The sequence below is a fragment of the Acidovorax sp. GW101-11A03 genome (genome assembly GCF_059424825.1).
On the sequence record NZ_JBWKZU010000003.1, the window covers coordinates 138,447 to 161,058 of the forward strand.

Sequence of the window (22,612 nt, forward strand, 5' to 3'; positions counted from 1 at the left end):
TTCAGGAGACAGCCAGATGCAAGTCCAGTTCACGGTCAACGGGCGCGCTGCCAGTGTTGACGTCCCTCCCAACACCCTGCTTGTCCATGCGCTGCGAGAGCACCTGGCGCTCACCGGCACCCATGTGGGCTGCGACACCAGCCAGTGTGGCGCCTGCACCGTCCACGTGAACGGCCGCGCCGTCAAATCCTGCGCCATGCTGGCCGTGCAGGCCCAGGGGGCCGAGGTGACCACCATCGAAGGCATGGCCGCTGCCGACGGCACCATGCACCCCATGCAGGCCGCGTTCAAGGAGTGCCACGGCCTGCAGTGCGGCTTCTGTACGCCCGGCATGGTGATGAGCGCGGTGGACCTGTGCAAGAACCACCCCGGTGCGAGCGAAGCCGAGATCCGCGAGCTGCTCGAAGGCAACATCTGCCGCTGCACGGGCTACCAGAACATCGTGCGCGCAGTGCAGGTTGGCCAGAAGGCCATGGCATCGGCCTAACCAGGAAAAAGGAGAACAACCATGGGTGCATCCGACTTTTCCAAGCTGCCGCACATTGGCGAATCGCTCAAGCGCAAGGAGGACTACCGCTTCCTCACCGGTGCGGGCCAGTACACCGACGACGTGGTGCTGGCCGCGCAAAGCCATGCGGTGTTTGTGCGTTCGCCGCACGCGCACGCCAAGATCAACAGCATCAACACCAGCGCCGCCAAGGCGGCACCGGGCGTGCTGGGTGTGTTTGTGGGCGCGGACGTGGCCGCCGACAACATCAACGGCCTGCCTTGCGGCTGGCTCATCACCAGCACCAATGGCGAGCCCATGAAGGAGCCGCCGCACCCCATCCTGGCGCAAGGCAAGGTGCGCTATGTGGGCGACCACGTGGCCATGGTCGTGGCCCAGACGCTGCAGCAGGCGCGCGATGCGGCCGAGCTGGTGGAAGTGGACTACGACGTGCTGCCCGCCGTGGTCAACGTGGCCGATGCCGCTGCGGGCGCGGTGGCGGGTGCGGCGCTGCACGACATTGCCCCCGACAACCACTGCTTCAAATGGGCCATTGGCGACAAGGGCGCGGTGGACGCCGCGTTTGCGGGCGCGGCCCATGTCACCCAGCTTGATTTGATCAACAACCGGCTCATTCCCAACGCGATGGAGCCACGCGCCGCCATCGGCAGCTACAACCGCGCGAGTGACGAGTACACGCTGTACGTGAGCAACCAGAACCCGCACGTCGAGCGCCTGCTGATGACGGCGTTTGTGATGGGCCTGCCCGAGCACAAGGTGCGCGTGATTGCGCCCGATGTGGGCGGCGGCTTCGGCTCCAAGATCTATCTGTATGCCGAGGACGTGTGCCTGACCTGGGCCGCCAAGAAGCTCAACCGCAACATCAAGTGGGTGGCGGACCGCAGCGAGTCTTTCCTGAGCGATGCGCATGGCCGCGACCACATCAGCCACGCCGAAATGGCCCTGGACAAGGACGGCAAGTTCCTGGCCATGCGGGTGCACACCCACGCCAACCTGGGCGCCTACCTCAGCACCTTCGCCAGCGCCGTGCCTACCATCCTGTACGCCACGCTGCTGGCGGGCCAGTACACCACGCCGCAGGTCTATGTCGAGGTGGATTCGTGGTTCACCAACACCGCGCCGGTGGATGCCTACCGGGGCGCGGGCCGGCCCGAGGCCACCTACCTGCTGGAGCGCCTGGTTACCCGCTGCGCGTGGGAGCTGGGCCTGGGCCAGGACGAGATCCGCAAGCGCAACTTCATCACCAGCTTTCCGTACCAGACGCCGGTGGCGTTGCAGTACGACATTGGCGACTACCACGCGTGCATGACGCAGGCGCAGCAGCTGGCCGACGTGGCCGGGTTTGCGGCGCGCAAGGCGGCCAGCGAGGCCAAGGGCTTCAAGCGTGGCATCGGCTACAGCAGCTACATCGAGGCCTGCGGTATTGCGCCGTCCAACATCGCAGGCGCCCTGGGCGCACGCGCCGGGCTGTTTGAATGCGGCGAGGTGCGCGTGCACCCCACGGGCAGCGTGACGGTGTTCACCGGCTCGCACAGCCACGGCCAGGGGCATGAGACGACCTTTGCGCAGGTGGTGGCCGCGCGCCTGGGCATCCCGGTGGAGAACGTGGACATCGTGCACGGCGACACGGGCCGCGTTCCGTTTGGCATGGGCACCTACGGTTCGCGCTCCATCAGCGTGGGCGGCGCGGCCATCATGAAGGCGCTGGACAAGATCGAGGCCAAGGCCAAGAAGATCGCGGCGCATTTGATGGAGGCGAGCGACGCCGACATCGACTTCAGCGGCGGCGAGTTCACCGTGCGCGGCACGGACAAGAAGATCCCGTTTGGCCAGGTGGCGCTCACGGCCTATGTGCCGCACAACTACCCGCTGGACAAGCTGGAGCCGGGCCTGAACGAAACTGCGTTCTACGACCCGACCAACTTCACCTTCCCCGCAGGCACCTACATCTGCGAGGTGGAGGTGGACCCCGCCACGGGCGCCACGCGGGTGGACAAGTTCACCGCTGTGGACGACTTCGGCACCATCATCAACCCCATGATCGTGGAAGGCCAGGTGCATGGCGGGCTGGTGCAGGGCATCGGCCAGGCGCTGCTGGAGAACTGCGTGTACGACCGTGAGACAGGCCAGCTGCTCACCGGCAGCTTCATGGACTACGCCATGCCGCGCGCCGATGACTTCCCCGAGTTCAAGCTCGGCCATGTGTGCACCCCTTGCACGCACAACCCGCTGGGCACCAAAGGCTGCGGCGAGGCCGGGGCCATTGGCTCGCCCCCGGCGGTGATCAACGCCGTGCTCGATGCCCTGCGCCCCCTGGGTGTGAAGGACTTCGACATGCCCGCATCGCCGCACCGCGTGTGGGAAGCCATCCAGTCGGCCAAGGCATAAGGAGATTCGACCATGTACGCATTTACCTTTGAAGCGCCTACCTCCGTCGCCGCAGCTGCGCAACACATCGCCCAGGGCGGCAAGCTGCTGGCGGGCGGGCAAAGCCTGCTGCCGTCCATGCGCCTGCGCCTGGCCAACCCCGAGAGGATCGTGGACCTGAATGGCGTGACCGAACTCGCGGGCATCCGACGCGACGGCAATGCCCTCGTCATCGGCGCCATGACACGCCACATGGACGTTGCGAACAGCGCGGACGTGAAGGCCGCCATCCCCGCACTGGCCGACCTGGCTGCCCACATTGGGGACCGGCAGGTGCGCGCACGCGGCACGCTGGGCGGCTCGGTGGCCAACAACGACCCGGCGGCCTGCTACCCCAGTGCCGTGCTCGGGTTGGGCGCCACGGTCATTACCAACAAACGCGAGATCGCAGCCGACGACTTCTTTGTGGGCATGTACACCACGGCGCTGGAGGAGGGTGAAATCATCACTGCCATCCGCTTCCCCATCCCCCAGCGCGCGGCCTACATGAAGTTCAAGCAGCCCGCGTCGCGCTTCTCGCTGGTGGGAGTGTTTGTGGCGCAGACGGGCAGCGGCGTGCGCGTGGCCATCACCGGCGCGGCGACCAGCGTGTTCCGCCACGCGGGGCTGGAGGCGGCGCTGAGCCAGAGCTTCACGCCTGCAGCGGCTGCGGGGGTGAAGATCGACGCCAGCGAGCTGAACAGCGACATCCACGCCAGCGCTGCCTACCGCGCCAACCTGATCAGCGTGCAGACGCAGCGGGCGGTGCAGAAGATGCTTGGCTGAGCGAGGCGCGCCGCACCGCAGGCCGGGTGTGCCCACCAGGGCATGACCCGATCTGCGGCCTGCTGCGCGGGGCATGCCAGCTGTGCGGACAGCACCTGCCAGAGCCCGGGCACAGTGCCGACAACAACGATTTATAGCCAAATCGGCCTCCTGCGCGCGTCTATCAAGCGCAAGAAGCTATTAAAAGAGTAGCAATGAGTTTGCCAACCACCGTCGATGCCCTGGTGCAGGCGCTGCAAAGCGTGGGTTACTTTGCCGACCGGCGGCTGGCCACTGCGGTGTTCCTGGCGCTCAGGCTGCAGCGCCCGCTGCTGCTGGAGGGCGAACCCGGCGTGGGCAAGACGGCGCTGGCCAAGGCGCTGTCTGAAGTACTCTCGCGCAGACTGATCCGCCTGCAGTGCTACGACGGCCTGGAGCAGCGCGAGGCGCTGTACGAATGGAACTACGCCGCCCAGCTCTTGCACATGCGGGCTGCGGAGGGACAGGGCAGTGCCGACATGGCGCAGGTGGAGCGGGAGGTCTACCAGGATCGCTACCTCATCCGCCGCCCCTTGCTGCAGGCGCTGCAGGCACCTGCGCCGGGTGCCGTGCTGCTGATCGACGAGGTGGACCGCGCCGACGAGCCCTTCGAGGCCTTCCTGCTGGAGTACCTGGGCGAGTACCAGGTGAGCATCCCCGAGATCGGCACGGTGCGCGCCAGCGCCACGCCCGTCACCATCCTTACCAGCAACCGCACGCGCGACCTGCACGACGCTGTCAAGCGCCGCTGCCTGTACCACTGGCTGGACTACCCCGAGCGTGAGCGCGAGCTGGCCATCGTGCGCGCGCAGGTGCCGGGCGCCAGCGCGGCGCTGGCGCAGCAGGTGGCCGAGTTTGTGGGCCGCCTGCGCAGCCAGCCGTTTGCCAATGCCTTCCAGCGCGCGCCGGGCATTGCGGAGAGCGTGGAGTGGGCCAAGGCCCTGGTCGCGCTCGACACCATCGTGGTGGACCCGGAGGTGGTGTCCGACACGGCGGGCATCTTGTTCAAGCAGCGTGAGGACTTGGCGGCGCTCACGCGCGACATGGCGGTGCAGCTGCTGCAGCCCGCCGACACCGATGCATGAGAGCCGTCCCATGGCTGAGGGCGCGGTGCTCTCCCAGCTCGGCGATGCCCGCACCGGCAAGCTCGCCGACAACCTGAGCGGCTTTGGCCGCACCCTGCGTCGCGCCGGTGTGCGGGTGGACGCTGCCCGCATGGCGTTGGCCCAGCAGGCGGTGATGCTCGTGGGCCTGCAGCGAGAGGATTTTTGCGCTGCGCTGGAGGCCGTGCTGGTCAGCCGCGAGCAGGACCGGCTGGTCTTTCGCGAGCTGTTCGATGCCTACTTCAAGAACCCTGACGTGGCCCAGAAGCTGCTGGCACAGATGCTGCCCAGCGCAGAGTCCAAGGCCGAGCCCGTCAAACGCCGCCCGCGCGTGAGCGAGGCATTGGCTCCGGTACGCGCTGCACGCAATGCGCCGCCTGCGCGCGAAGAAGACAAGATCGAGTTCGATGCCGCCATGACGGCCAGCGACCTGCAGCGCCTGCGGCAGGCTGACTTCAACCAGCTCTCGGCCAGCGAATACATCCTGGTAGAGCGCCTGGCGCGTGACGTGCCTTTGCCCTTGCCGCACTACGCCGCCCGCCGCACCCGGCCTGGCGCACGCGGCAGCCGCCCGCACTGGCCCGGCGCCATGCACCATGCGGCGCGCAGTGGGGGCGAGGTGCTGCATATCCCCTTGCTGCAGCGGCGCCAGCGACCGCTGCCGTTGTTGGTGCTGGTGGACGTATCGGGCTCCATGGAGCGCTACGCCCGCTTGCTACTGGCCTTTTTGCACGCGGCCACCGCACCGCGCCACACCGGCGCCGCCGTGCGCCGCGACGTGTTTGCGTTTGGCACGGGCTTGACCGACCTCACACCCGCCTTCCGCCTCGCCGACACCGACGCCATGCTGCAGGTGGCCAGCCAGGCCATCAACGACTTTGCCGGTGGCACACGCATGGGTGACAGCCTGGCCCAGCTGCGGCAGCAGCATGCGCGGCGCCTGGTGGGGCGGCGCACGCTGGTGCTGCTGATCAGCGACGGGTTGGACACCGGCGCGCCCGAGGTGCTGACGCAGGAGCTGGCCTGGCTGCGTCGCCACTGCGGCCGCCTGCTGTGGCTCAACCCCTTGCTGCGCTTTGAAGGCTATGCGCCCACGGCACGGGGAGCGGCGGCCTTGCACCGCCAGGCCCACGGCATGGTGGCCGTGCACAACCTCAGCCGCCTGCAGGACCTGGCCGCCAGCCTGGCCAGCGTGCTGCGGCAATGATCGATTTCGACAATAAACCGCCCCCCCACAAGGAACACCACTATGGAAATGCAAGCCAGCCGCACCCTTGCCGTGAGCCAGCAGCAGGCCTGGGAAGCACTCAACGACCCCGAGGTCCTCAAGCTGTGCATCCCCGGCTGCGACAAGGTCGAGCCCACGGGGGACAACCAGTACGCTGTGGCCATGGCCCTCAAGATCGGACCCGTGTCGGCCAAGTTCGCGGGCAAGATCACGCTGTCTGACATCGTGCCACCCGAGAGCTACAGCATCGCCTTTGACGGCTCGGGCGGTGTGGCGGGGTTTGGCAAGGGCAGCGCCCAGGTCAAACTGGTGCCCTTGGCCGTGGATGGGGTGGGGCAGGCCAGTTGTGAGCTGCACTACACAGTGCACGCCACCGTGGGCGGCAAGATCGCCCAGCTGGGCCAGCGCCTCATCGACGGTGCCGCGAAGAGCATGGCGGAGGATTTTTTCAAGCGCTTCGACGACGAGATGCAGCGCCGTTTCCCGCGTGTCGAGGTCCCGAAGGCCGGTGCGTCGGATGCCGTGCAGGCCGAGGCCATCACCCCCCCGGGTGGCGGTGGCGCCATCCAGGGCGGGGGTATCCCTGCATGGGCGTGGGGTGTTGGCGCAGGGGCCCTGGTGTTGCTGGCTTGGTGGTTCAATCGCGGCTGAGTGATCCGGGTACCCAGAGGAAGCGAGTCATGGAAAATTTGGACGTTGTGGTGCTGCGCACCCTGCAGGGCTGGCGGGCTGCAGGGCGCCGCGCGCTGCTGGCCACGGTGGTGCGCACCTGGGGCTCGTCGCCCCGGCCGGTGGGTTCCATCATGGCGTTGTGTGAGGATGGTGCGGTGGTGGGCTCGGTGTCGGGTGGGTGCATCGAGGACGACCTGATCGACCGCCACACCCGCGCCTATGCGCAGGCCGCTGCGGCAACAAACGATGGTGCCCACAGCATTCCCAGCGGGCCACCGTCGTTTGTCAAATACGGCATCAGTGCCGACGAAGCGCACCGCTTTGGCCTGCCTTGTGGCGGCACGCTGGAGCTGCTGCTGGAGTACGACCCCGATCCCACCCTGCTGGCCGCGTTGATTGCCCAGCTGGCCGCCGGGCGCCTCATGCAGCGCACGGTGCGCCTGGCCGATGGCGCCGTGACCCTGGCGCCCACGCAGGCGCCAGAAGAACTGGCGGTGGATGCGGTGCAGCTCACCAACACCTTCGGGCCGGAGTACCGCATGCTGCTCATCGGCGCCGGGCAGCTCGCCGAATACCTGGCCACCATGGCCTTGTTCAACGGCTTTGCCGTGACGGTGTGCGACCCGCGCGAGGAATACCGGGGCAGCTGGAGCGTGGCAGGCGCCACGGTGGTGAGCGACATGCCCGACGACGTGGTGTTGGCCTTCAAGCCCGACCGCCGCAGTTGCGTGGTAGCGCTCACGCACGACCCCAAGCTCGACGACCTGGCGCTGCTGGAGGCGCTGAACACCGAGGCGTTTTATGTGGGCGGCATTGGCTCGCGCCGCAACAACGAAGCCCGCCGCGCGCGCATGATCGAGCACTTCGACCAGACCGAGGCCAGCCTGGCGCGCCTGCGCGGCCCGATTGGCATCTACATCGGCAGCAAGACGCCGCCCGAGATCGCGGTGAGCGTGATGGCCGAGATCCTGGCCGTGAAGAACGGCGTGACCCTGCCGCGCGACATGGAAGTGGCCCAGGCCAAAAACGAGCGCGAGCTGGCGCACAACGACCCGGGAGCCCGGGTGTGTGGCGTGGGCTGAAGCCGGCCGTCGGTGCGGGTCAGGCCGAGCAGGGAATGTCCTGCAGCACCACGCGGTTGCGTCCGGCCCTCTTGGCCTCGTACAGCGCCTTGTCTGCGGTCTCGATCAAGTGCTGCGGCGTCATGGCCTCGCCCTGGTGGATGGCGGCGATGCCGGCGCTGATGCTCACATGCGGGCCGGTGGAGCACTGGCTGTGCGGGATCGACAGCCGTGCCACCGCGCCTTGTGTGGCCGTGGCGATGTGCAGCGCACCGTGGCTGTCCGTCTCCGGCAGCACCAGCGCAAACTCCTCGCCCCCGTAGCGGGCCGCCAGGTCTGAAGGGCGTTTGCCGCTGGCCCGCAGCACCTTGGCGATGGTTCGCAGGCACTCGTCGCCCAGCTGGTGTCCGTATTCGTCGTTGTAGGCCTTGAAGTGGTCCACGTCCATCAGCACCAGCGCCAGCGGGCGGTGGTGCCGCGTGGCCAGGGCCAGCTGCTCAGCCAGGTGCAGGTCGAAGGCGCGGCGGTTGGCCAGCTCGGTCAGGCCATCCTGCATCGAAAGGCGCCACAGGCTCGCGTTGGCTGCCTCCAGCGCCGCAGTCACCTGCCGCAACTGCGCCTGGTGCCGGGCGCTTTCGCTGAGCAGCACGATGAGCAAAAAGCCCGCCGCCAGCAGACCGTAGATGCGCCCCATGTACCAGCCCAGGTCGTAGCGTCCCGTGTTGAGCAAGGCAGCCAGGGCAATGTCCAGCAGCCAGACGCACATCACCACCTGCAGCCAGACGTCGAGCAGCGCATGGGGCTTGCGGCGCCACAGCAGCACCAGTGCGGCCAGGCTGAGCAGCCAGATACCAGCCAGCACCAGCTTGCCCGTGGCGGTGGTGCGGTTGCCATCCAGGAACACCGGCAGGTGCGCGTGCCCGGCGGTGGCGAATCCGGTCCACAGGGCCACCACCAGCAGCACCACGCCCACCGTGGCCAGAATGCCCCGGTGGGCGCGGCCGTGCTCCCACCATTGCGGGCCGGGTGGCCTGTGGTGTTTGATCTGGGCGTAGGCCATCACGGCCAGTGGAAAGCCCGCATGCCACAGCATGTACAGCGCGGACGAGGTCTGCGGCCCCGAGCCCAGCAGCCCCGTGGGCGCGAACAGGCCTGGAAAGATCAGTGCATAGGCCGCCGTGGCCGTGGCGGTGAACAGGTAGGCGCCCCCCAGCACCAGCAGCCCCACAGCGCCCAGCGCGCGGTACTGCCCGAACAGCAGCACGGCCGTGATCAGGTCAAAGATCACCAGGGCGGTGACGTAGATGGGAATGAAGGCCGGAAAGGGGACCAGTGCCACCGTGGCGTAGGGCACTGCCAGCATGAACAGCACCACCGACACCAGGATGGTGGCCCCGGCGGCAAAACGTTCCCGGTGCCCTGCCGGTTCATTGGCAAGGTGGGCCTGGGCCGGCCGCTGGATTGGGTTGCTGGGCATGGTGCATCCCCCCAAGGGTCGGGATGGATGCGAAATTTTATGCTTTTGTTACGTAAACAGCTATTTGCTTACATATCTTCCAGGCCCGTCGCCCATCACCCGGGGAAGGGGGGGCTGGGACTCAGATCGTAAAAAAGGCCCTCAGGCACCCATCACCACTGGCCCGCCCTTGGCGATGCCGCGCTGGTACGCCGGGCGTGCTTCCATGCGCTGCTTGTAGGCACGCAGATGCGGACTGCCGCTGGCGTCATTGGCGCGGGACAGCAGGGCCTCCACCGCAAAACTCATCTGGAAGTCGGCCATGGTGAGGTGTTCCCCCGCAAACCAGCGGTGGGTGGCCAGGTGCGCTTCGATGAAGGCCAGCGCGCTGTCCACGTTGGGGTCGATGAGCTTCTTCTGCACCGTGCTGCACAGCTGGCGCGCAATGGGCTTCACGAAGAAGGGCATGGGCTGGGTGGGGATGGTCATGAACACCAGCTTCATCACCAGCCAGTTCATGAGCGATCCTTCGGCGTAGTGCATCCAGAAGCGGCACTGGCGGTGCTCTGGAGTGCGCGGTGCCGGTTGCAGGTGTGCCAGGTCGCCACTGGCCTGGGCGCCATAGGTTTCCACCAGGTATTCGATGATGGCACCCGACTCGGCGATGACCTCACCACCGTCTGTGATCACAGGGGATTTGCCCAGGGGATGTATTTTCTTGAGTTCCGGCGGGGCCAGCTTGGTGGCCTTGTCGCGCTGGTAGATTTTGAGTTCGTAACGAACGCCCAGTTCTTCTAGCAGCCAAAGAACACGCTGCGAGCGGGAGGTTTCGAGGTGGTGGACAGTGATCATGGTGTGGTCCTGTGCAGGTTGTCAGAGCTGGATCATGAATGCGCGCAGCTTGCTCCAGTGGTCCAGGCATTGGCTGGCGGCGAGTTGGGCGGCGGCGTTCTCCAGCTGTCGCGCCCGCACGCTTTGCGTGGGGTGCCCCAGCGTCAGCAGCACAGTGGCCAGGCTATGTGCCAGGCGACGCAGGGTGGGCCAGTCCTGCGCAGCGCACGCTGCATCGCCCTGGTGCACATCGGCAGGGAACTGCTGCAGGCAACTGGCGCGGTAGGCCCTGAACAGGAACTCGTCGCCCGCAAAGTGGGTGGCTATCGCTTCGGCCTCGGCCTGGGTGGCGGGTGCTGGTGCCTGCGAAGGCTGCGCATCAGCGGATGGGCTCATAGGGAGGGCCAAGGCGTCGCGCACACAGTTTTCCAGTTCCGTCACCGAGGCGGGTTTGGAGAGCATGCGCCACACCTTCATGGCACCCAGCTGGTCGCGCACGGCAGGGGTCAGTCCGGCACTGAAGACCGCGACAGGGATCGGATGGCCCAGGCCCGGCTCGTGCAGCAGCCGCTGCACCAGGCCGATGCCAGACTCGCCGGGCAGCATGAGGTCGGTGATGATGATCCGTGTGTGGCCGGCCTGCAGCGCCAGCAGGGCGTCGCCCACATTGGTGCAGGTGACCAGCTCGATGGGCAGTTCTTCCAGCGCCAGCTCCACGAAGCGAGCGATGGAGGCATCGTCTTCGACCAGCAGCACCCGGGGCAGGTTCATGACGGCACCTGGCCCTGTGGCAGGCAGGTCGCGAGGACTGCAGGCAACTCTGCCACCAGCCGGGGTTTGTGGATCACCTTCACTCCCTGCAGGGCAAAGGCATAGGGCTCGCGCTGCGCTTCGTCCAGCGATGTGACGACGATGAGGTGGCTGCGCGCAAACTGCGGGTGTGAGCGCAGGGTGGTAATCAGGGTGGCGCCGTCGATGCCCGGCAGCAGGATGTCAACGATCAGCACGTCGGGCTGGATCTGGCCATACAGGGCCAGTCCCGTGATCCCGTCATTGGCCACTTGCAGCACTGCCCCTGGAAAGTGCTGCTTCACGATCAGCCCCACGAGGTTCTGGAAATGGACGGAGTCTTCAATCAGCAGGATCTGCGGCGCATGCACCGATGCCGGTGTCGCTGACTGTGCGGCAGGCGTGGAAGAGCGGGTAGCGGGAGCCGGAGGTGGCGCAGGAGAGATTGGCGCGCTGCCAGCGCCTGCCAAGCCATGGGCGCTGGCCCAGCGTTCTACAGAGGTTCGAGATATTCGCCGGTGCCCTCCGGGGGTTTTCCAGGCTTCCAGCTCGTTGCGGTCCACCATGAGCTGGACCGAGCGCACGGCCATGCCAAGGATCTTGGCCACTTCGAGCGTGGTGTAGTGGTCCGGTGCCTGGCGCTCCGATGGGAATTTGTCAGATTGCATAGATCGCGCATTTTGGACGATTTTTTTATGTTGGAGATCTTGTATTTGATAAAAATGATTGATATGATTCAATCAATCGCAAAAAAATCACCTGGCTTGGTGGTTTTCTGCTCCTAATTGATTCATGTCCTGGAAAGGGGCTTGCCGTGAAGAAGATCTTGATCGTTGAAGACCACATGGATATCCGCAAACTGCTGAAGATGACGCTGGAGTTCGATGACTTCGAGATCCATGAAGCCGCCACCGGGGACGCAGGCTGGGCGCTGGCCCGCGAGCTGCAGCCAGACATCGTGCTGCTGGATGTGATGATGCCGGGCACCTTGAACGGCCTGGATGTGTGCCGTCGCATCAAATCCGATCCGGGGATGCGGCACACCAAGGTTGTCATGCTTACGGCGCGGGTGCAGTCCGATGACAGGGCGGCGGGGTTCGTTGCCGGTGCGGATGACTACCTGATGAAGCCTTTCAGCACCTTGCAGGTCCTGGAGACGATCTACCGCATGGAGGCGGCGTTGTGATCATGGCAGCCCTTTCGTACCTTGCGCCTCAGGCCCAAGAAGGGGCGCGCTGTTTCGATGAAGCCGCCGCAGCGCAGATGGAGCGTTTTGTGGACGACTTCGGCCGCATGTACCGCGAGCGCAACGAGGCCCTGCGCGAAGTCACCCGGGCCCACCATGAGGCCTTGCTGCACCTGTCGGCGGCCGCCGACCTCAAGGACGATGACACGGGCATTCACATCGTGCGCATTGGCTACCTGGCAGAGGCGCTGGCTTTGGCTCTGGGGCAAACGGTGGGTTTTGCCCGCATGCTGCGCAAGGCGGCCCCCATGCACGATGTCGGCAAGATCGGCACGCCCGACAGCGTGCTCAAGAAACCCGGCAAGCTGACCCCCGAGGAGCGGGAGATCATGAACGGCCATGCCGCCATGGGGGCAGAGATTCTGGGCCGCTCCCGCATTCCGGTGTTTCGCATGGCCGCAGAGGTGGCCTTGACCCACCATGAACGCTATGACGGTGCAGGGTATCCGGCGGGGCTCGCCGGGGATGCCATTCCGCTGTCGGGTCGCATCACTGCCGTGGTTGATTTTTTTGATGCGCTCACCATGGACCGTGTCTACCGCCCCGCCTTCAGCGTGGAGGAGGCGCTGGAGATGCTGAAGGCAGAGCGGGGCCGTGCCTTCGACCCGGTGGTGGTGGATGCCTTCCTGGCGCATGCCGAGGCCATCAATGCCCTGCGCTGCAGGATCACGCAGGAGTGCCCTTCGTTCGATTCGCTGATTGACTCGCCCTAGGGCGAAAACATGTGCTGGAAAAAGCCGAATTTCAAGGAGTCCGTATGCTGATGTCTTGTCTGAATCGATGGAGCGTGGCCGCAGGCCTGTGCACGGCCTTGGTCGCCACAAGTGCCGCTGCGGGCCCGGTGCTGGATCGTGTGCAGGGCCAGGCCCTGGCGAAGGTCTGCATCTGGCCAGACTACTATGGGGTGACCTATCGCCACCCACGCACCCAGGAGCTGGCGGGTATCGACATTGAGCTGTCGGCCGAACTGGGGCGCGACCTCAAGGTCAAAGTTGAGTACGTAGAGTCCTCATTCGCAACGTTGATCGAAGACTTGCGTCAAGACCGCTGCGATGTTGCGATGTTTGCCGTTGGCATGCTGCCGCAGCGCATGGAAAAACTCGCTTTCACGCAGCCCTACATGCAAAGCGACATCTATGCTGTCACCACCAAAAGCAACGTGGTGGTCAAACAATGGGCCGATATCGACAAGCCGGGGGTGATGGTGGCCGTTCAGGCTGGTACGTTCATGGAGCCCATCATGGCGCAGCGCCTTAAGAGTGCAACCTTGGTGAAGATCAGCCCCCCCGCAACCCGAGAGCGTGAACTGGTTGCAGGACGCGTGGATGTGTTCATGACCGACTACCCTTACAGCAGACGTTTGCTGGACAACGCGGACTGGGCCCGGCTGATCGAACCTTCGGAGCCCTTCTCCGTGCTCCCTTACGCTTACGCGGTGAAGCAAGGGGATGCTGCCTGGCTCGCTGCTGTGGATGCCTTTGTCTCTCGCATAAAGGCAGACGGTCGGCTGCTACGCGCAGCGGGCCACCATGGCCTCAAATCCATCGTGGTGCGCTGATGGGCCTCATGCGCCATCTGGAGCAGTTGTCCCTGAGGTCTGTTTCGTGGATCTCGCACGCAAGTACCATGGTCCTGGTGGTGGGGGCGCTCGCTGCGCTGGCGAGTCTGCTTGCCGTGGGGGCGTTGGCTGTGAATGACTTTCGAGGAGCCCGGGCCAATGACCTGTCGCATGCCACGATGCTGGCCCGCATCCTGGAGGACCAGGCCACCCGAACCTTCGAGACCGCTGAGTTGGCACTGGAGGCCCTGGCCATCGCACCCGCGCTGGGTTCGGTGGCGGCAGACCCCCGGCGGATGGAAGAAGCTCTGACCCAGGCTTTGACGGGCTTGTCGTTTCTGCGTAGCCTGGCGGTGGTGGATACCGGCGGCCGCATTGTGGCCAGTACGCAAAAGGGGGATGCAGAAACGTTCGTGGACATGTCCCGGCTTGGAGGCAAGCCCACCCTCGGTCGTAGCGTTCTGGGAACACTAACCCCTGGGCGTGGCTTGCAGGCAATCCGCCTTCATGGAGCTGCTGCACCGGCACCGGCTGGCGTGGCGTTCGTGCCGATGCTGTACAGCTACAAGAACGAAGCCGGGCACGAGTTGACATTGATCGCTTTGGTCAACCCGGATTCGCTCTCAAATTTTCAGCATCTGACGCTGGAGACAGACAGCTTTGATTCGGTGGTGACCTCTTACGGGGGGCAGGTTCTTGCAACTTCCGGGCCCGCAGCCGGATACGTCGGGACCTGGGTCAACCAGCGTGTTCCCGTGTTCACGCATTACCTGCCCGGTCAAGAGCACGCGGCCTATATTGGTGCGGGCGTGTTGGGCGAGAACCAGATCGTCGGCTTTCGCGTTTCGGGTACCAAGCCACTGTTGGTGATTGTTGAAGAGTCCTCGCGCAGTGCTGTGCAGCGCTGGTTGCGGGAAGCACGTGCCCTGCTGGGCATTGGCATTGCGCTGGTTTTGCTGGTAGTCGGGTTGACCTTTGTGGTGTGGCGAAGTGTGAGAACCCGGGAGTTCGCGCGCCGTGCAGTGGATGCAGCGCATGCCCGGGTAGCTCGCAATGAGCGAGAACTGTCAGTCCTGATGCGCAGTGTGCAGGAGTTGATCTTTCGCACCGATGCCGATGGTGTCATCACCTATGTCAATGCCCATTGGACGGCTTTTACAGGAGATGCAGCAACGCGGGCCAAGGGGCAGAATCTGCGGGACGTTGTGGCCCCATTGAGCCGAGCGGAGCTTGCCAGGGTGCTGAATCCCACTTCTGCCGATGGGGTGCGTACATGCCAGGTCGTGCTGAGCGTAGGCGAGGGCAAGGAGATGATGTTGCAGCTCGCGGTGGTTCCGTTGCTTTCCGAAGGGCGTGTGACAGGCTTTGCTGGCAGCGCAGTGGATGTGACGGAGCGTTGGGTTGCGCAGCAACAGTTGCATTCTCAGTTGGCGTTCCAGGATTTGCTGCTGGAGACCAACCCGCTTCCGATCTCGGTCACCGATGAGCAGGGGCGATTCATGTTGGTCAACAAGGCCTGGGAGCAATACAAAGGGCGGCAGCGCGCAACCGTGCTGGGTCGGGAATTCGTATCCGTCCTTCCACCCGATGAGGCCAAGGTGCACCAGTCCTCTAACGTCCAGTTGCTGCGCTGGGGTGGGCGGGCCTTGTTGGACACCAAGGTTCGCCACGGGGACGGATCGCGGCGTGACACGCGGGTCGCCAAGGCGGCGATTGAAGACGAGCATGGCCGGGTGACGGGTGTGCTCAGCATCCTGATGGACGTGAGTGAGTTCCGCGAGGCCGAGCGTGCGACCCAGGAGGCACGTGATGCGGCCGAAGAGGCGTCGCGGGCCAAGTCGGAGTTTGTGGCCAACATGAGCCATGAACTGCGCACCCCACTGCAGTCCATCCTGGGTTTCGCCGAGCTGGGCATGTTGCGCGGGCGTGCGCAGCCCAAGCTAGCGGGAATGTTTGAAGACATTCATCTTGCGGGCAAGCGCATGCTGACGCTGGTCAACGACCTGTTGGAGGTTTCGAAGCTGGAGAGCACGGTGGGGACCTTCCACCTGGAGCGCATCGACCTGCGTGGTGTGGTGCGCCCGGTCATCCGTGAGTTGGAGCCACTTCTGGAACGCAGCCATTTGATGATGGACATGGACATGTCCGATACGCCCTTGGTGGCCAAGGCCGACCCGCTGCGCTTTCAGCAAGTGATCCGCAATGTGGTGGCCAATGCCATCAAATTTTCGCCACCGGGCAGCACCATCACGCTGCAGGGCTTCATGGACCCGCAAGGCCAGGTGCACCTGGTGGTGCATGACGAGGGGCCAGGCATTCCGGAGTCCGAACTCGAAACCATATTTGAGGCGTTTGTGCAGTCGAGCAAAACCAAGGACGGTTCAGGGGGGACAGGCCTGGGGCTGGCTATCTGCCGCAAGATTGTGGAGGCTATGGGAGGGCAGATCTATGCCCGCAATGTGCCCGCCAGCGGCGCGGCCTTTCACATCGTCCTGCCAGCAAGGGGGCAAGCGGAAACCATGCCTGCGCCCTTGGGGCTGGAGTAGTCGGACCTCGCCAAACTGCGGCAACCAGCCTGCCACAGGTGTTTTTTGCAGAGAGACCGCTTGTAATAGCTACCTCTATGGCGCGATCGCGTGCGGCGCCACTGGTGCTGCCTGCGGAAACTCTGGTTGAGCTGTTGAGCCTGATCGTCGCACTGCTGAATGCTCCCGGAGGTAGCGTGCAATGGCCTCCAGTACACCGCTGAGATCCCGCTGCACGGCATCGAACTGGGCGCTGCGTTCGCGGCTGGCTTCGTCCATGTAGATCGGCCGCCGGATTTCCACCTGCAAGCTGTGCCGCTGGTGCCCGGGTTGGCCGATCTGTGCGATGAGCTGCACGCCCTTGTAGGGGTTGTTGCGCGCCACCGTGTACCCCCGAGCTTTGAGTTCCTGCTCCACCAGGTCCACGAAAGCTGGCTCACAGGTGGTGCCGTCGCGGTCGCCCAGCACGAAGTCGGCCAGAGGGTGCTCGCTCTGGATCTGAAGCCGTTCGTAGGCGTTGTTGGGCATGGAGTGCAGGTTCAGGTGCCAGACGGCGCCGAATTGTGCATGGGTGTGCTCGATGGCAGTGGCGAGTGCCTCGTGGTAGGGCTGGTAGCAGCGCCTGATGCGCCGCTGTACCTCGGCCACCGGGAGCTTGCGGGCATAGATGGGGGTGGTGGCGTTCACGTTGCGCCAGATAAGGCCATACCCTAGGCGGGTCTTTTCACTGGGGGCCAGTGGCGTCGGCCAGGGGGCGTCGAGCAATGCCGGGTCCAGGTCATCGAGCGTGCGGTTGGCATCGATGTAGCTGCGCGGGAAATGCGCTGCCAGCAAAGTGGCGCCCAACTCCGGGGCGGCATGCCACAGGGCCTCCACATGCGTGTCTTCCGCTGCGCGCAGAAGTGCGCGGGGGACTGCGTGGCCGAAATCTTCCGGATAGGTGGTGCCACTGTGCGGGGAGTCGCAGACCAGCGGAATGGCAGGTGCCACCGGGGCGCGCAGGGTGAATGCGGGTTCCCCGCTGTGCAGGTGCGGCGCGCTCATTCTGCAGACAGCTTGGCGACCTTTGCCACGCGCGCATAGCGCTCCAGCGCTTGCTGGATCTGCACCCCGAACTGCGCCGGCGTGCCAGGAATCAGCGTGGCGCCTGCGTCGTCCATCTTCTTGATGAAGTCGGGTTGTTTCATGGCCGCGTGGATCGCCTGGTTGAGCCGGTTGACCACCGGGGCTGGCGTGGCCGCTGGGGCGACGACGCCGAACCAGCCCCCTGAGCCCATTTCCTTGAAACCCAGCTCGCCGTAGGTCGGTACGTCGGGCAGCAGGGCCGAGCGGCTGTCCGACAGCACCGCCAGGGCGCGCAGGCGGCCTGACTTGATGTGGGGCAATGCAGAAGGCAGGTTGTCGGTGATGCCATCGACCTGCCCGGCGACGGCGTCATTGAGTGCCATGCCCGCGCCCTTGTAGGGGACATGCAGCAGCTGGATCTTGGCCAGGCTGGAGAAATGTTCAACGTTTGCATGCCCCAGCGAGCCTGTGCCCGGAGAGCCGAAGGTGTACTTGTTGGGGTTGGCACGGGCCAGTGCGATGAACTCCTGCATGGTCCTGGCGGGGAAGTTCGCGTGCACCGCAAACACGCTGGGGACGGTGGCCACGTTGGAGATGGGGGCAAAGTCCCGCACCGCGTCGTACTTCATGCGGCTGCCATAGGCGGCCGCATTGGAGCCATGCGTGCTCATGGTGGCCATGCCCAGGGTGTAGCCGTCGGCACGCGATTTGGCCACCAGCTCCATGCCCAGCGAGCCGCCAGCCCCCGCCTTGTTCTCCACCACGATGGGCTGACCCAGCTCGCGGCTCGCAAATTCGGCAATCAGCCGGGCCGCCAGGTCGGTGGAGCCGCTGGGCGCAAAGGGCACGATCAGCTTGATGGGCCGGTCTGGGTAGCTTGCCTGCGCTTGGGCCATGCCGCTCCATGGTGCAAAGGCCAGCACCAGCAGCGCGGCCCTGCGGGCGGGTGAAAAGGAGGAGTGGAAGGTTGCCATGGTGGTGGGTTGTCTCGGTGGCCAAAAAGGTGCCGGCAAGTCTCCTGTGAACGGCGCGTGCCCGCAAACGACAGTCTCGCATTGCTGCATTACCATTGGTCATACAACCGTCATCGCGCCATTGCCTTTGGCGTTCGCTTCCTTTCACATTCCTGTGCCCTATGCGTCTTCATTCCGCATCCATGTCTGAGCTGCATGCTTTTGTCACGGTGGTACGCACAGGCAGCTTTTCGCGGGCCGCCGAGGAACTGTGTGTGACGCAGGGCGCCATCAGCCGGGCGGTGGCGCGGCTGGAGAGCCACTACGGCAAGGTGCTGCTGCGGCGCAGTGCGCACCAGATGGTGCTTACCCAGTCTGGCGAACAGTTGCTGGAGGCCGTGCGGGAACCTTTGGCTGTGATTGAAGCGGCAAGCGAGGCGCTGCGCGTGGGCCCCTCGCAGACCATGGAGCTGGTTCTTTCGGTGGTGCCCACATTGGCCAGTGTGTGGCTGGTGCCGCGCCTGCCGGATTTCCAGGCCCGGCACCCCGAGGTGCGTGTGCGTTTCGTCCCCTACCGCAAGGACGAGGATTTTTCGGGGCCCACACCACATGCCGCCATCCTGACCGGCTTGGGGCCGTCGCAATGGCCCACCTGGGAGTGCGACTACCTCATCGGCCGCGAAGTGGTGCCCGTGTGCCACCCAGCACGTGCAGCCAGGCAACGCTGGCGGCGCCCCGCAGATCTGGTTGCCGAACCCTTGCTGGCCCATTCCACATCCCCTGGTAACTGGGCTCAGTGGCTGCGTGCCGCTGGGGTCGAAGGGGTGGAGCCCGAGCTATCGACGGTGTTCGATCAGGTTTCCATCCTGATCCAGGCGGCCCTGGCCGACATGGGCGTGGCGTTGGTGCAGCGCTGCCTTGTGCGTGCGGAGCTGGAGGCGGGCCGCCTTGTCACGCCGTTTGACCTGCCGATCAGCCTGCAGCGTGGCTACTTTTTGTGCCGCCTGCCCGGCCGCCACACGGCTGCCAGCCTGCCCGTGTTTCGCCAGTGGCTGCTGGAGATGGCGCGCCAGGACATTGGGTCGATGCCTGTGTAGGGCCTGGTTGGCACAGCGTGCACGCAAAACAAAAAGCCCTCTTGCGAGGGCTCTTTTGCAAGGTGCCGGTTTGTGCCACCGGCCTGTGACGATCTGGCGATCAGCCGCCCTTCTTGGAGCGCTTGCCAGGGTTCTTCTTGCTGCGGGTTGCCACACCGCGCTCCAGGCTCACGCGCTGGCCACGGCCGGGGGTGGCCAGGGTGTAGCCGGGCAGGGGCGTTGGGCGGGGGGTGCGCTTGCGGTCTGCTTCGGTGACGATCTTGTTGCCCATGGTAGGTCTCAAAGTTGGTGGAAAAGAGAGCGATTTTAGGCCACAGCCGGGTGGCCGGGCGCTGAAAGTTGTTTGGCAGCTGTTTTACAGACTCTCATGGCGTCACAAACTGCGGCCCCCACAGCACCCGGTGCGCGAGCCAGCCCCTTCGTCAGCCAGGGACCGCAAGACGTGCCAGCACCTCGGTTTTACCTTTGGTGTCGGCCCGCAGGATCAGCGCTTCACCCGAGCTGGTGTTGGTGTTTGCCAGGTCGGACAGCACAAACATGTGTGTAAACCACGCCTCGAATCGACCAGGCCGGGACGATGCCGTGGCCAGCGCAGCCCGCAGTTCGCGCAGGTGGGCCGTGCTGGTGGTCTCCGGGCTGCCATGGGGCGACCCGAGTGCCGCCCAGACCTGCGGCGTACCAAAGGCGAGGGTGGCACTGTCCACGCAGCGGCACCAGGGGCTTGATAAAACCTTGCCCGGCTGGAGTTGCCGCTGCTGAAACCACGCGCCCACGCTGCGTGCCTGTGCGCGGCCTTCTTCGCTCAGATTGCGCTGGGTGCTGCAGTCACCCAGCCGGAATCCTGGGGGGTCAAACGTGCCGGGGGCCAGCGAGTGGCGGAACGCGGCCACCACCCCGCCTTTGCGCAACAAGGCTTCGGCATCCGGGTCTTGTGCCGCCCAGCTGCGCAGGCTGGCCAAGGCCAGCCCGGCGCCCAGCACCGCACGGCGCGCAAAGCGGGGTTCAGGCAGCAGGCTGGAAGGCATAGCCGTTGCCAGAAGCCGCCATGCGGCCAAAGGCCGGGAACGGGAAGTGGAAGCCACCCAGCATGGCGTTGCTGGCGGTGATGCGCTGGAACACTTCACGCCGCACCTTGCGCGCAGCCTCGGCATCCATGTCAAACGTTACGGCCCAGTCGGGGTTGCGTGCGAACAGCGCAGGCACGTTGGTCAGGTCCGCCACATAAAAGAACTTCTGGCCCGACGAAGTCAGCTCAAACAGCGTATGGCCTGGCGTGTGGCCGTAGGCCGCCACGGACTTGATTCCTGGCGCCAGTTCCGCATCAGCCGCAAACTGCACCAGGGTGTCCGCGGGCATGGTGGCAAAGGTGCGCCGCACGTTCTCGAATGCGCCCTTCATGCCCGCAGGCGCAGCGGCCATGCGGGCGTCGTCCATCCAGAACGCGTGTTCGGCGGCAGGCACCATCACCTTGGCCTTGGGGAACACCCACTCACCGGCCTTGTTGCGGATGCCATTGATGTGGTCGCCGTGGTAGTGGCTGATCAGCACCGTGTCGATGTCGGCCGCTTGCAGTCCCGCTGCGCGCAGGCTGTCGAGCAGCTTGCCGGTGGTGGCGCCGCCAAACTCGCCCAAGCCGGTGTCAATGAGGATCTTGCGCGCGCCTGCCACCACCAGAAAGGGCGTGTAGGGCACGTCGATGTAGTCGGTGGGCAACCCCTGGGACGTCAGCAGAGCTTTCACTTCTGTCAGCGGCGCGTTCTTCACAAATTCCTCTCCCAGCGGGCGGCGCGTGATGCCATCGTTCAGCGCAATCACTTCCACATCGCCCACTTTCATGCGGCGAAAGCCGGGACTGGGCAAGGTGGGGGTTCCGAAGTTGGGCGCGTTCTGTGCCCACACGGGGACAAAGGAGCCCGCTGCGTAAGCGGTGGTGGCCAGGCTTGCGCCCAGGAAGTGGCGGCGTGACAGCATGAAAACTCTCCGGTCTTGAGTTGAACTGAGGAGTCGCAACTGTGGCGATGCCTGAGAGATTGCCACGTGCCGTTGCACTAACCTGTTCGCAACGTGGGGCTTTTGCTGGTAATTGGGGTTAACCCCGCATCGAGGGCCTAGTCGATCGCGAAAGCCGCGCGCAGTGCATCGCAAAAGGCGGGGCTCCCGCTGACTGTGAGGGTGATCGTGGTCCGGGGTGGGGCAGGGCTGCCTGCCGTCGCGTGAAGTTGCCCGGCGGAGTCGTCAAACCTCAGCGCCAGCGGTGTGCTGACCTCCTGCGTGCCATGCAGGTCGTAGTGCCATTCGCCGCCGTCTTCTGAGGGGCCGCAGGCATCGGGCCAATGCTGGTGCGCCCAGGCCAGCACTGCAACGATTTCGGCGTGCAATGTGGGGATCTGCGCGGGCTGCACGCTCGCCATGGCGTCAAACGTACCTACGCCGTCCGCGTCTTCGCTGTAGTCAAAATCCAGGTAGTTCAGGTTCATGGTGTCCGTTAAAGAGATGTCATGTCCAGGTACGGCCCAGCGCCTGGGCGGCTTCGCCCAGGCGGGTCACCTGCTGTAGCGCCTGCGCCAGCGGCATGCGTGCTGCTGGTGCTTGCAGTGCCACGGCGCAGCGTACCTTCCGCCCCCCGCTGCCTAGCACAGGCACAGCCACACAAACGAGACCATCCACAAACTCTTCGGCGTCTGTGGCGTAACCCTGCCGCAGGATCTGCTCCAGCTCGGCCTCCAGGGCGGCGCGGTCGGTCAAAGTCGTGGCCGTGTGGCGGGTCAGCGGCAGTCCGTCCAGGATCGCCGCCCGGCGCGCGGCCGACAGGTGGGCCAGAAACAGCTTGCCGCTGGCCGAGCAGTGGATGGGCACACGCGTGCCGGGCCGCAGCTCCATGCGCAGCGGAAAGGCCGACTCCACGCGGTCCAGGTAGATCACCTCGGCGCCGCTGAGCGCCGTGAGGTTGCAGCTCTCGCCAATATCGGCCACCAGCTGGCGCAGCACCGCATGGCGCACGCCATGCTGGGTCCCCGCGCTGAGCGTGCTTTCGGCCAGGCGCAGCAGGCGGGGCGCGGGGGTGTAGCGGCGCCCATCGGGCTCGCGCGCCAGCAGGCCACCGCTTTCGAGCTGGCCCAGCATGCGGTGCACGCTGGGTTTGGGCCAGCCGGTGGCCTCGATGGCGTCCGCCAAACTGAACGGGCGGCCATGGGCGCACATGATTTCCAGCAGTTCAAACAGGCGCAGGCTGGGGGATGGGTTGGTCATAAATCCCGGAATTCGAGACGAATCCATAAAACATTTCGGGATTATTGAGCATTGTGGCTAA

Annotated in this window: 23 protein-coding genes; 12 read left to right on the forward strand and 11 right to left on the reverse strand. The window is 65.3% G+C overall.

What is annotated here, in order from left to right; genetic code table 11:
* The first annotated feature begins 16 nt into the window (after positions 1–16).
* The 7 genes from AC07Z7_RS02760 to AC07Z7_RS02790 all read left to right on the forward strand — a co-directional run bounded on the left by AC07Z7_RS02760 (position 17) and on the right by AC07Z7_RS02790 (position 7,803).
* Positions 17–487 carry a (2Fe-2S)-binding protein gene (locus tag AC07Z7_RS02760; RefSeq protein ID WP_094288481.1) on the forward strand — a complete coding sequence of 157 codons (471 nt, stop codon included), beginning with the start codon at positions 17–19 and terminating at the stop codon, positions 485–487.
* 21 nt (positions 488–508) lie between these two features.
* Entirely contained in the window at positions 509–2,896 is a 2,388-nt protein-coding gene (locus tag AC07Z7_RS02765) for a xanthine dehydrogenase family protein molybdopterin-binding subunit (RefSeq protein ID WP_494765244.1), read from the forward strand.
* A gap of 12 nt (positions 2,897–2,908) precedes the next feature.
* The gene (locus tag AC07Z7_RS02770; protein WP_494765245.1) at positions 2,909–3,700 is read left to right on the forward strand and encodes an FAD binding domain-containing protein; all 792 of its coding nucleotides are present in this window, start codon (positions 2,909–2,911) and stop codon (positions 3,698–3,700) included.
* A gap of 194 nt (positions 3,701–3,894) precedes the next feature.
* Complete coding sequence (locus tag AC07Z7_RS02775) at positions 3,895–4,803, forward strand: AAA family ATPase (RefSeq protein WP_494765246.1); 909 nt, start codon at positions 3,895–3,897, stop codon at positions 4,801–4,803.
* A gap of 10 nt (positions 4,804–4,813) precedes the next feature.
* Entirely contained in the window at positions 4,814–6,028 is a 1,215-nt protein-coding gene (locus AC07Z7_RS02780; protein ID WP_494765272.1) for a vWA domain-containing protein, read from the forward strand.
* 42 nt (positions 6,029–6,070) lie between these two features.
* Positions 6,071–6,700 carry an SRPBCC family protein gene (locus tag AC07Z7_RS02785; RefSeq protein ID WP_494765247.1) on the forward strand — a complete coding sequence of 210 codons (630 nt, stop codon included), beginning with the start codon at positions 6,071–6,073 and terminating at the stop codon, positions 6,698–6,700.
* 29 nt (positions 6,701–6,729) lie between these two features.
* Positions 6,730–7,803 (forward strand): XdhC family protein, encoded by a 1,074-nt coding sequence (locus AC07Z7_RS02790; protein ID WP_094288493.1) that lies wholly within the window; start codon positions 6,730–6,732, stop codon positions 7,801–7,803.
* Between the two features lie 19 nt (positions 7,804–7,822).
* Here AC07Z7_RS02790 and AC07Z7_RS02795 read toward each other — a convergent pair whose 3' ends face one another.
* The 4 genes from AC07Z7_RS02795 to AC07Z7_RS02810 all read right to left on the reverse strand — a co-directional run bounded on the left by AC07Z7_RS02795 (position 7,823) and on the right by AC07Z7_RS02810 (position 11,526).
* Entirely contained in the window at positions 7,823–9,259 is a 1,437-nt protein-coding gene (locus AC07Z7_RS02795; protein ID WP_494765248.1) for a GGDEF domain-containing protein, read from the reverse strand.
* A gap of 141 nt (positions 9,260–9,400) precedes the next feature.
* Positions 9,401–10,090 (reverse strand): glutathione S-transferase family protein, encoded by a 690-nt coding sequence (locus tag AC07Z7_RS02800; RefSeq protein ID WP_494765249.1) that lies wholly within the window; start codon positions 10,088–10,090, stop codon positions 9,401–9,403.
* Positions 10,091–10,111: 21 nt separating this feature from the next.
* Positions 10,112–10,840: a response regulator gene (locus tag AC07Z7_RS02805; protein WP_494765250.1), complete on the reverse strand. Its 729-nt coding sequence runs from the start codon at positions 10,838–10,840 to the stop codon at positions 10,112–10,114.
* A complete protein-coding gene (locus AC07Z7_RS02810) occupies positions 10,837–11,526 on the reverse strand; it encodes a response regulator (protein WP_291469043.1) in 690 nt (229 codons plus the stop codon). Before AC07Z7_RS02810 ends, AC07Z7_RS02805 begins: the two co-directional genes overlap by 4 nt.
* A 146-nt stretch (positions 11,527–11,672) precedes the next feature.
* On the opposite strand from AC07Z7_RS02810, the gene AC07Z7_RS02815 reads away from it, so the two are divergent.
* From AC07Z7_RS02815 to AC07Z7_RS02830, 4 genes are all read left to right on the forward strand, one after another.
* Complete coding sequence (locus AC07Z7_RS02815) at positions 11,673–12,044, forward strand: response regulator transcription factor (RefSeq protein WP_094288503.1); 372 nt, start codon at positions 11,673–11,675, stop codon at positions 12,042–12,044.
* Between the two features lie 2 nt (positions 12,045–12,046).
* Positions 12,047–12,817 (forward strand): HD-GYP domain-containing protein, encoded by a 771-nt coding sequence (locus tag AC07Z7_RS02820; RefSeq protein ID WP_494765251.1) that lies wholly within the window; start codon positions 12,047–12,049, stop codon positions 12,815–12,817.
* Between the two features lie 50 nt (positions 12,818–12,867).
* Positions 12,868–13,662 carry an ABC transporter substrate-binding protein gene (locus tag AC07Z7_RS02825; protein ID WP_094288615.1) on the forward strand — a complete coding sequence of 265 codons (795 nt, stop codon included), beginning with the start codon at positions 12,868–12,870 and terminating at the stop codon, positions 13,660–13,662.
* A 68-nt stretch (positions 13,663–13,730) separates the two neighbouring features.
* Positions 13,731–16,208, forward strand: a complete 2,478-nt coding sequence (locus tag AC07Z7_RS02830; protein ID WP_494765252.1) for a PAS domain S-box protein — start codon at positions 13,731–13,733, stop codon at positions 16,206–16,208.
* A gap of 75 nt (positions 16,209–16,283) precedes the next feature.
* Here AC07Z7_RS02830 and AC07Z7_RS02835 read toward each other — a convergent pair whose 3' ends face one another.
* A complete protein-coding gene (locus AC07Z7_RS02835) occupies positions 16,284–17,231 on the reverse strand; it encodes an N-formylglutamate amidohydrolase (protein WP_494765253.1) in 948 nt (315 codons plus the stop codon).
* A complete protein-coding gene (locus tag AC07Z7_RS02840; RefSeq protein ID WP_494765254.1) occupies positions 17,228–18,226 on the reverse strand; it encodes a Bug family tripartite tricarboxylate transporter substrate binding protein in 999 nt (332 codons plus the stop codon). The genes AC07Z7_RS02835 and AC07Z7_RS02840 overlap by 4 nt, the downstream gene beginning before the upstream one ends.
* 161 nt (positions 18,227–18,387) lie before the next feature.
* Here AC07Z7_RS02840 and AC07Z7_RS02845 point away from each other — a divergent pair, with 161 nt between their 5' ends.
* Complete coding sequence (locus AC07Z7_RS02845) at positions 18,388–19,302, forward strand: LysR substrate-binding domain-containing protein (protein ID WP_494765255.1); 915 nt, start codon at positions 18,388–18,390, stop codon at positions 19,300–19,302.
* Positions 19,303–19,402: 100 nt separating this feature from the next.
* Here AC07Z7_RS02845 and AC07Z7_RS02850 read toward each other — a convergent pair whose 3' ends face one another.
* The 5 genes from AC07Z7_RS02850 to AC07Z7_RS02870 form a co-directional block, all read right to left on the reverse strand.
* Positions 19,403–19,573 carry a hypothetical protein gene (locus AC07Z7_RS02850; protein WP_165773888.1) on the reverse strand — a complete coding sequence of 57 codons (171 nt, stop codon included), beginning with the start codon at positions 19,571–19,573 and terminating at the stop codon, positions 19,403–19,405.
* Between the two features lie 151 nt (positions 19,574–19,724).
* Entirely contained in the window at positions 19,725–20,327 is a 603-nt protein-coding gene (locus AC07Z7_RS02855; RefSeq protein ID WP_494765256.1) for a histidine phosphatase family protein, read from the reverse strand.
* Entirely contained in the window at positions 20,305–21,273 is a 969-nt protein-coding gene (locus AC07Z7_RS02860; RefSeq protein ID WP_494765257.1) for an MBL fold metallo-hydrolase, read from the reverse strand. The genes AC07Z7_RS02855 and AC07Z7_RS02860 overlap by 23 nt, the downstream gene beginning before the upstream one ends.
* Before the next feature lie 137 nt (positions 21,274–21,410).
* Complete coding sequence (locus tag AC07Z7_RS02865; protein ID WP_094288519.1) at positions 21,411–21,779, reverse strand: hypothetical protein; 369 nt, start codon at positions 21,777–21,779, stop codon at positions 21,411–21,413.
* A 19-nt stretch (positions 21,780–21,798) separates the two neighbouring features.
* Positions 21,799–22,551, reverse strand: coding sequence for an IclR family transcriptional regulator (locus AC07Z7_RS02870; RefSeq protein WP_494765258.1), 753 nt, complete (start codon positions 22,549–22,551; stop codon positions 21,799–21,801).
* Between the last annotated feature and the right edge of the window lie 61 nt (positions 22,552–22,612).

Coding starts and splice junctions, on each gene's coding strand:
- AC07Z7_RS02760 (WP_094288481.1), top strand. CDS start 17: ATGCAAGTCCAGTTCACGGTCAACGGGCGCGCTGCCAGTGTTGACGTC.
- AC07Z7_RS02765 (WP_494765244.1), top strand. CDS start 509: ATGGGTGCATCCGACTTTTCCAAGCTGCCGCACATTGGCGAATCGCTC.
- AC07Z7_RS02770 (WP_494765245.1), top strand. CDS start 2,909: ATGTACGCATTTACCTTTGAAGCGCCTACCTCCGTCGCCGCAGCTGCG.
- AC07Z7_RS02775 (WP_494765246.1), top strand. CDS start 3,895: ATGAGTTTGCCAACCACCGTCGATGCCCTGGTGCAGGCGCTGCAAAGC.
- AC07Z7_RS02780 (WP_494765272.1), top strand. CDS start 4,814: ATGGCTGAGGGCGCGGTGCTCTCCCAGCTCGGCGATGCCCGCACCGGC.
- AC07Z7_RS02785 (WP_494765247.1), top strand. CDS start 6,071: ATGGAAATGCAAGCCAGCCGCACCCTTGCCGTGAGCCAGCAGCAGGCC.
- AC07Z7_RS02790 (WP_094288493.1), top strand. CDS start 6,730: ATGGAAAATTTGGACGTTGTGGTGCTGCGCACCCTGCAGGGCTGGCGG.
- AC07Z7_RS02795 (WP_494765248.1), bottom strand. CDS start 9,259: ATGCCCAGCAACCCAATCCAGCGGCCGGCCCAGGCCCACCTTGCCAAT.
- AC07Z7_RS02800 (WP_494765249.1), bottom strand. CDS start 10,090: ATGATCACTGTCCACCACCTCGAAACCTCCCGCTCGCAGCGTGTTCTT.
- AC07Z7_RS02805 (WP_494765250.1), bottom strand. CDS start 10,840: ATGAACCTGCCCCGGGTGCTGCTGGTCGAAGACGATGCCTCCATCGCT.
- AC07Z7_RS02810 (WP_291469043.1), bottom strand. CDS start 11,526: ATGCAATCTGACAAATTCCCATCGGAGCGCCAGGCACCGGACCACTAC.
- AC07Z7_RS02820 (WP_494765251.1), top strand. CDS start 12,047: ATGGCAGCCCTTTCGTACCTTGCGCCTCAGGCCCAAGAAGGGGCGCGC.
- AC07Z7_RS02825 (WP_094288615.1), top strand. CDS start 12,868: ATGTCTTGTCTGAATCGATGGAGCGTGGCCGCAGGCCTGTGCACGGCC.
- AC07Z7_RS02830 (WP_494765252.1), top strand. CDS start 13,731: ATGGTCCTGGTGGTGGGGGCGCTCGCTGCGCTGGCGAGTCTGCTTGCC.
- AC07Z7_RS02835 (WP_494765253.1), bottom strand. CDS start 17,231: ATGAGCGCGCCGCACCTGCACAGCGGGGAACCCGCATTCACCCTGCGC.
- AC07Z7_RS02840 (WP_494765254.1), bottom strand. CDS start 18,226: ATGGCAACCTTCCACTCCTCCTTTTCACCCGCCCGCAGGGCCGCGCTG.
- AC07Z7_RS02845 (WP_494765255.1), top strand. CDS start 18,388: ATGCGTCTTCATTCCGCATCCATGTCTGAGCTGCATGCTTTTGTCACG.
- AC07Z7_RS02850 (WP_165773888.1), bottom strand. CDS start 19,573: ATGGGCAACAAGATCGTCACCGAAGCAGACCGCAAGCGCACCCCCCGC.
- AC07Z7_RS02855 (WP_494765256.1), bottom strand. CDS start 20,327: ATGCCTTCCAGCCTGCTGCCTGAACCCCGCTTTGCGCGCCGTGCGGTG.
- AC07Z7_RS02860 (WP_494765257.1), bottom strand. CDS start 21,273: ATGCTGTCACGCCGCCACTTCCTGGGCGCAAGCCTGGCCACCACCGCT.
- AC07Z7_RS02865 (WP_094288519.1), bottom strand. CDS start 21,779: ATGAACCTGAACTACCTGGATTTTGACTACAGCGAAGACGCGGACGGC.
- AC07Z7_RS02870 (WP_494765258.1), bottom strand. CDS start 22,551: ATGACCAACCCATCCCCCAGCCTGCGCCTGTTTGAACTGCTGGAAATC.